The organism is Vibrio sp. 1727 (assembly GCF_033344415.1).
Taxonomy (GTDB): Bacteria; Pseudomonadota; Gammaproteobacteria; order Enterobacterales; family Vibrionaceae; genus Vibrio; species Vibrio alginolyticus.
In genome coordinates this window covers 1-771 of record NZ_JAWPOT010000204.1, presented here as the reverse complement: position 1 = coordinate 771, position 771 = coordinate 1, and the positions used below count along the sequence as shown (strand labels likewise).

General features: G+C 41.6%; 1 protein-coding gene and 1 pseudogene. One reads left to right on the top strand and one right to left on the bottom strand.

The window, feature by feature from the left end:
• Positions 1-283, bottom strand: a 283-nt coding sequence (locus tag R8O10_RS24790; protein WP_318191898.1) for an SDR family NAD(P)-dependent oxidoreductase, incomplete at its 3' end; no start/stop codon positions are given.
• Between the two features lie 270 nt (positions 284-553).
• Here R8O10_RS24790 and R8O10_RS24785 point away from each other — a divergent pair.
• Positions 554-771: pseudogene (locus tag R8O10_RS24785) on the top strand (histone deacetylase); the annotation flags it as partial.

Sequence of the window (771 nt, the reverse complement as noted above, 5' to 3'; positions counted from 1 at the left end):
TGTTTCCAAACCCATAACCTTTAGGGCCGTAGTAACCAGCGTTGTTAATCAAAAGGTCGATAGGTGGCAGGCTCTGAGCAAGTAACGCGATTTTTGCGTAATCAGTAACATCCAGTTCATGCAAGCTCAAAGAGGAGTAACGTGCTCTCAAAGCTTGTAGTTCGTCACTGTCTGTGACGTTACGGCTAGTAGCGTGGACGTTCCACCCGCGTTCAAGATAAAGCTCTGTCAGACTCAAACCAATACCACGATTTGCGCCTGTGATAAAAACACAATGGGCCATTTTTAACTCTCTGTTAAGACTCGTTATCGAACTATTGTGTTAGCTGAGTGCGACAAAATCAACTAACCACCATGCACTAAACAACAGGGATATAAATACAGAGATAGCACAGAAGGAACCAAACAAAGCGCCTAGGACCGTAAATGTCGTTTTCTTCATCGTTGGAGTATGAAATTTCATTTTTAATGAAAATCATTATCAATTAAATTAATTTCTATTCAACCTTTGTAGTTGGTAATATTTCACAACGTTGTATGAAAAGAATGTCTCATGTTGCCACTGATATACCACCCTATATACTCAAAACTTGAATTGCCTGTAGGGCACCGTTACCCAATCATGAAGTATCAATATCTCTATGAAGAGGTACGTCGCGGTGTGCAAGCTGAGTGGGTACAGTTTTTTGAACCACAAGCGCTGTCAATTGAAGCGATCAAGCGCGTGCATGATGCGGAGTATGTTGACTTACTGGCACAAGGTAATATGCC